This window comes from Streptomyces hainanensis (genome assembly GCF_004348415.1).
Classification (GTDB): Bacteria; Actinomycetota; Actinomycetes; order Streptomycetales; family Streptomycetaceae; genus Streptomyces; species Streptomyces hainanensis.
This window is the reverse complement of the sequence record NZ_SMKI01000484.1, coordinates 1-5,591: the sequence shown is the minus strand read 5'-3', so window position 1 is coordinate 5,591 and position 5,591 is coordinate 1. Positions and strand designations below refer to the sequence as shown.

Here is a 5,591-nt window from a genome sequence, read left to right as displayed (position 1 = left end):
GCGGGGGGCCGGGCTACGGGTTCAGCACGACCTTGCCGACGACGGTGCCGGACTCGGCGAGACGCAGGGCGTCCGCGGCCTGGGCGAGCGGGAGCCGGGCGGCGATCGGGGCCGTTATCTCGCCGCGGAGGTGGGCGGCGAAGAGTTCGGTGAGGTCGGCGCGCAGCCGGGCGCGGAACGGCCCCTTGGCCAGGGCGCGGCCGGCCCAGAGGTTGTAGAAGTACGCGCGGCGGCGGTTGGGCAGGGCGTTCCACAGCCACACCCGGCCGAGCAGCCTGAGCACGGGCAACTGCTTGGACCCGGTGTCGTCCCTGGTGGCGGCGGTGCCGTAGGAGACGAGGGTGCCGCCGGGCGCGAGGAGGCGCCAGGAGTCGACGATGCCGGGGCCGCCGACGTGGTCGAAGACGGCGGCCACGCCGCCGGGGGCGAGCTCGCGCACCCGCTCCGCGATGTTCTCGGTGCGGTAGTCGATCGGGACGACCCCGCGCTCCCGGAGGGCGTCGTGGTGGCGGGTGGCGGCGGTGCCGATCACCCGGGCGCCGGCGGCGACGGCGAGTTGGACGAGGACCGAGCCGACGCCGCCGTTGGCGCCGTGCACCAGGACCGTCTGCCCGGCGCGGACCCGGGCCCTGCGGTGCAGCATCTGCCAGGCGGTGACGCCGTTGACCACGAGGGTCTCGGCCTCGGCCGCGCCGACGCCGTCGGGGACGGGGACGAGGTCGGCCGCGTCGATCAGGACGTGGCTGGCCCAGCCGCCGACCTTGAGCAGCGCCGCCACCCGGGTGCCGACCAGGCCGGGGTCGACGCCCTCGCCGGCCGCCTGCACCGTGCCGACCAGGTCGTAGCCGGGCACGAAGGGGAAGGGCGGCTGGTCGTAGTAGCGGCCGCGGCGCATCTGTTGCTCGGCGAAGGAGACCCCGGTGGCCTCCATCCGGACCAGGGCCTGCCCGGGGCCCGGGGTGGGGACGGTGCCCCGCCGGACGACCAGCCCCTCCGGCTCCACCGTGCCCGGCAGGACGACCTCGACGAGTGCCTCGGCTCCCTCGGTGTTCATGGCGACCTCCACTGCGCTGCGCGCTCCGTTATCTGTTTTCGTGTTCGTGAGAAGTTCTAACCCACATCGAGGGTGAGTGTCAATAGGAATCGTGATAACCTCTCACCGAACGGAGAGGTGGACCCATGGCGAAGATGACGGAACCGGAGCAGGAGCCGGAGCAGCGGTCGGGGCCGGGCGCGGGCGGGCGGACCCCCCGGGAGCGCTACCGCGCCCAGGTGCGGGCCGAGATCAAGGGGCACGCGTGGGAGCAGATCGCCACGGCCGGCGCCTCCGCGCTCTCGCTGAACGCGATCGCCAAGCGGATGGGCATGAGCGGCCCGGCGCTCTACCGTTACTTCGCCAGCCGCGACGAGCTGATCACCGAGCTCATCAGGGACGCCTACCGCGGCCTCGCCGACACCCTCGGCGCGGCCGCCGGGTCCGGCGCGGACGTGGCCGGCCTCGCCCAGGCCATCCGCGGCTGGGCGTTGGAGGACCCGCAGCGTTATCTGCTCATCTACGGCACCCCCGTGCCCGGCTACCACGCGCCCGACGACATCACCGGGATCGCCCGGGGGATCATGGCCACCCTGCTCGACGCCTACGCCGCGCTGCCCGCCGGCGAGGAGCGGACGCCGTTCGAGCGCTCCTTCGAGTCCTATCTGGCGGAGCACCGGCAGTGGGCGGGCGACCATCCGGCCGAGCCGCCGGCCCTCCGTCGGGCCCTGGCCGGCTGGACCCGGATACACGGGGTGCTGTCCCTCGAACTCTCGGGCCACTTCGCCGGGATGGGGATCGATCCCGCACAGCTCTTCGCGGCAGAGCTCGATGCCCTGCTCACCGGCTGAGGCGCGCCGTGCCCCCGCCGGCCGGGCCGGCGGGGGCACGAGGCGGACGACCGGCCGGCTACCCGGCGGGCGAGGTCGCCACGTCGAAGACGTGCATCATCCCTCGGTCGGTGCCCTCGGGGAGCACCACGGCGTCCACCGTCCGCCCCGGGTCGAGCGCCAGCGGCCGGGTCGCGAACACCCGGAAGGTGCCGTCCCCGCCCGAGCCGCTCGCGTGGTTGCGCCCGCTCACCGTGACCAGTTCGGTGTTCCCCGCCGAGGCCGGCGCCGCCCAGTCGGCGAACGTCACCTCGACCCGCTGCGTCGTCCCGTCGGTGTACTCCACGGTCGCCGTCCCCGAGGCCGGCCCGTTGGTCGCGAGCCCCAGGAACGACACGGTCCCGGCCGGCGCGTCGGGCAGGTCCACGCGCTGCCCGTGCGGGATCCAGTTGTCCGGCTCGCCCGGCGCCGTGTCGGGCCAGCGGAACACGATGTCCGTGCCGTCGAGCGGGAGTTCCGCGCCCGGCGCCGCGCCGGCGGCCGCCAGGTTCTCCCGGGAGAGCGACCAGTCGCTCAGGTCGAGCGAGCCGAGGTTCCCGCGCCCCGCCGGGGTGGTGCCCACGTTGTTCCGCGCGTCGAGTCCTTCGGTGTGCGAGGGCGGCACGTCGTCCGCCCCGGTGCCCCAGTCGCCCGGCGTCGCCGACATCCGGAAGTCGAGCGTCCCGCCCTCCCTGACGAACGCCGCGTCGATCCAGGACGCCGTCCGCGGCCGCCCGTCCACCCGCAGCCCCGTGGTGTAGCGGCGCCCGTCCTCGACGCCCCCGGCGCGGATCCGGATCTCCCGGTCGCCGTCGACCGGATCGATGTCGATCCGCTCGAACATCGGCGCGGTGACGACCAGGTCGCCGGTGCCGTAGACGGTCGGGAACACGCCGAGCGTGGCGAACACGTACCAGGCGCTCAGCGCCCCCTGGTCGTCGTTGCCCGGCAGCCCGGACGGCGTGGTGTCGTACATCTCCCGGGTGGCCCGGTACAGCACGTCCGTCGTCTCGTGCGGCGCCCGCAGCCAGTTGTAGACCCACGGGCTGCTGAACGCCGGCTGGTTGGACAGGTAGTTCCCGGTCTGGGTGTAGGCGCCCGCGTCCAGCTCCGCCATCAGCACGTCGAGCGCCGCCGTCGACGCCTCGACGCCGCCGCGCCGCTCGATCAGCGTCCCCAGGTTGTGCGGCACCAGCCAGCCGTACTGGTAGCCGGTCGACTGGTTGAACTGGCCGCGCCCCGCGCCGTCGTCGCGCACCCGCAGGTCGAAGCCCCGGTCGAATCCGGTGCGTTCCCTCGGCCTGATGTGCCGGGTCTCCGGGTCGAAGACGTTCAGCCAGTTCTGGGCGCGCGCCATGAACGCGTCGTACGAGGCGGTGTCGCCCAGGCGCCCGGCCAGCTGCGCGACGGAGAAGTCGTCGACGGCGTACTCCAGCACCCGGGAGGTCGCGAAGTCGCCCCTGCGGTTCTCGATCATCCCGGTGGCGAAGTACTGGTGGGCGTCGGTCCTGGTGCTCGACGTCGCGGGCAGCCGCTGCGTCGTCACCATCGAATCCAGCGCCGCCGCCCGGTCGTAGTCCGTGGCGCCCATGTCGTCCAGGGTCGCGACGATCACCTGGAGGTTGTCGCCCTGCATCCGGGCCGCGCCCGGCGCCCAGGAGCCGGTCTGCTCGGTCAGCAGCACGATCGACTGGTTGATGTCGTTCGCCACCTCGGGGAACGTGAGCGCGATGAGCTACGCCTGGCTCCGGTACATGTCCCAGCCGGAGCCGGCGAAGTTCCGGTAGAAGTGCCGGCCCTCCTCGACGGTGTGCACCCGGCCGTCGTATCCCAGGTACTCGCCGTTGACGTCGTCCCGCATGTTCGGGTGCAGGAAAGCGTGGTAGAGCGCCGTGTAGAACGTCACCCGTTCGTCGCGGGCCCCGCCCGCGACGTCGATGGTGCCGAGCGCCTCCTGCCAGCGGTGCCTCGCGTCGGCGCGCACCCGGCCGAAGCCCGCCCGGCCCACCTCGGTGTCCCGGTTCTCGGCGGCGTTGGCCACGCTGACGAAGCTGAGCCCCGTGCGCGCGGTCACCCGGGCGCCGTCGGCGAAGGTGAGCCAGGCGCCGGTGTCGTGCCGGTAGTCCACGCCGACGTCGTCCGTGCTCTTCTCGACGTGTGTCGCGCCGGCCGTCAGCTCGCCGTCCCGCCACACGCCGTACGACGCGAAGTCCCGGTCGTAGGTGGTCGAGAAGTAGGCCCGGTAGCGGTTGCCGTTGTCGCAGACGTCGGCCCCGTGCAGCCAGCCGCTGACGGTGCGGGTCTCCGGATCGATCGTCACCTCGCTGCCGAACGTCCGGTTGTTCGGCCCCGACACGTCGAGGATCAGGGTGGCCGAGTCGCCGCCCCGGGGGAAGCCGAAGGTGCTGACGGCCGTCCGCTCGGTCGCCGTCAGCCCGACGTCCACGCCGTTGTCCAGGTCGACCGCGTAGTAGCCGGGCTCGGCCACCTCGTTCGCGTGGTCGAAGCCCAGGTAGTAGTCACGGACGTTCGTCGCCGGGCTGACCGGCAGCGCCCCCTCGTCCAGCGCGCCGGCGTAGGGGATCGTCGGGAACTCGTAGCCGCCGTAGCGCCCGGTGCATCCGGAGCCGGAGTAGCGCGTCATGCCGAACCCGCGGATCAGGCCGGCCGTGTACTCGTACCCGCCCTTCTCGCCGACCAGCGGATCGACGCCCGGCCGGTACGTCGTCGGGCTCGACTGCACCATCCCGAACGGGACCGCGGCGCCGGGGAAGGTGTTGCCGTAGGCGTCGTTGCTCTTGTTCTGTGTCGTGTCCATCTCGGTGCCGATGAACTGGTCGACGGCGTCGAACGGCGACAGTTCGGCGGCGGCAGCGGCGGCGGCCGGCGGGGCGGCCACCGCCGTCGACGGCAGGGCCGCCAGGACGGCGGCCAGCGGCAGGCCGTGCCGCCAGGCGCGTGCGGAGGATCCCGAGGGCATCCACGTTCCCCTTTCACACCTCAGGTGAGGGGCGCCAGTCTCGTGCCCGAACCGGATGGCCGCCCGAAGGGCGGTCGTCGTCCAGGCCAACGGCGGGCGTCGTACGGCGGCATCCGCCCGCGCGGGCATGAAGAAAGCCGATGCCTCGCCGTGGAGACAGCGAGATCACCGGCCTTCCCGGAGCACGTGCGGCAACACGAACTCCCGGCGCCCCTGTCGGCTTCCGTCGGAGCCAGCAGCACTCAGGAGCGGCAGGCTGCCGCACCCCCTGTGCGACGCCCGTTCTGCCCTCCAGTGAAGCCCGTCCGCCGGGTCGCCGGCAACCACCCCCGCGCCCGCGACGCGGGGATACCTGGGACGCCGGCTGAGCCAATCGCCCGCACGGCACCGCCGACCGCCTCACCCGCCGCCTCAGCATTCGGCCCGCCTCCGCGCGTGGGCGCGGTCCGGGCAGGGCACGGCGCGCGGTCGCCCGCCGGCCGCCGGATATCGGGACACCCGTGAGCCAACGCCCGCTGACGCCCCGTTGGCCGCCACCCGCCTGGGATGCTGGGGCGAGGAACTACATGACCGGTGGCGGCAACCACCCGTAGTGCCTCACCGCTTGGAGCCAGCAGCACCGTCCGGTGATTGGTGATCCCAGGTCACCGGACGGCCGGAAGCCAGGAGCCGTTCATGGCCGACACGACCGTACCCCCCTCCCCCGTCC

The 5,591-nt window shown here is 73.4% G+C and carries 2 protein-coding genes and 1 pseudogene; 1 reads left to right on the top strand and 2 read right to left on the bottom strand.

Translation table 11 applies throughout. The annotated features are described in order from the left end of the window. Positions 1-13: 13 nt before the first annotated feature. Complete coding sequence (locus E1283_RS30675; protein ID WP_132821441.1) at positions 14-1,054, bottom strand: medium chain dehydrogenase/reductase family protein; 1,041 nt, start codon at positions 1,052-1,054, stop codon at positions 14-16. Positions 1,055-1,188: 134 nt separating this feature from the next. Here E1283_RS30675 and E1283_RS30670 point away from each other — a divergent pair, with 134 nt between their 5' ends. Then, positions 1,189-1,884, top strand: coding sequence for a TetR/AcrR family transcriptional regulator (locus E1283_RS30670; protein WP_132821442.1), 696 nt, complete (start codon positions 1,189-1,191; stop codon positions 1,882-1,884). Positions 1,885-1,942: 58 nt separating this feature from the next. Here the strand turns inward: E1283_RS30670 and E1283_RS30665 are convergent. Then, a pseudogene (locus tag E1283_RS30665) lies at positions 1,943-4,882 on the bottom strand (GH92 family glycosyl hydrolase). Between the last annotated feature and the right edge of the window lie 709 nt (positions 4,883-5,591).